This is a genomic window from Vibrio sp. 2033 (genome assembly GCF_033339735.1).
Genome location: NZ_JAWOVC010000211.1, coordinates 1 through 845 on the forward strand (window position 1 = coordinate 1; position 845 = coordinate 845).

Consider the following 845-nt stretch of genomic DNA (forward strand, 5'->3'; position numbering starts at 1 on the left):
GGTCAGGCTCGACGCCTGCAACCCATTTCTCTCCATCAATCACAACCTGAATGCAGGTCCCTGCACCGCCAGTTAACTGTTGTGGCATCAGTTCCAATGGACCTGCCCCCACCGGCATGACGACTGTGCGAGCTTCCTCACCTTTATACCCCATTGCCATTTTCAGGTTGGAGTAACCAATATCCAAACCCAGAACAAATTGACTCATGAAATCCTCCAAAGATTGCTTTTAGATTGCTTTTCGATTGCTTGCCGCGTGTTGGATAGAGAATAAGGCTAAAAGCGGGGACAGATGGCCTGTGTAATTGCCCAAAAGGGGCATATAGGTTGCTTTTCGGTGGCTTTTTGATCGTTGAGTAAGGGAACCTATGGGAACGCTGCACGGATAGGCTCAGATAAACAGACCTTACCCTCGCATCGAGAACCGCTTGCCCTCCAGCATCGAGAGACGGTGGTAAAGAGGCATTTGGAATCTTTGATGCCATATCCAATATATCTGGAATCTTTAAATATAGATTCATATGTAAAGAGGCTGTGAAAGAATAAGAGCATCAAGATTCCAGATAGATAGAGGGAAATTTGACAAATTCCAAAGATGGGTTAGCCTAGTGACAGAACTAGATTCCAGTATTGGAATAATCAGCTTTAAATTCCAGATAGATAGTTATGTGGATAGGAATTGGATAGGAATTGGGAGGGTATTGAGGTGAGTCTACCAACAGAGCGATGGCTAGATCTGCTAGATCCGAAGCTCGAAGAAGAACGATCCGAGATAACAGAGGATCTGCTAGAGGCAGAGGGACGAGAGTTTGTTGCAGAGGTACGGAGCAAACTGGATCACGCCT

At 45.9% G+C, this 845-nt stretch carries 1 pseudogene; it reads right to left on the reverse strand.

The annotated features are described in order from the left end of the window. Positions 1-208: pseudogene (locus R7P74_RS25630) on the reverse strand (ParM/StbA family protein); the annotation flags it as partial. Positions 209-845 lie beyond the last annotated feature (637 nt).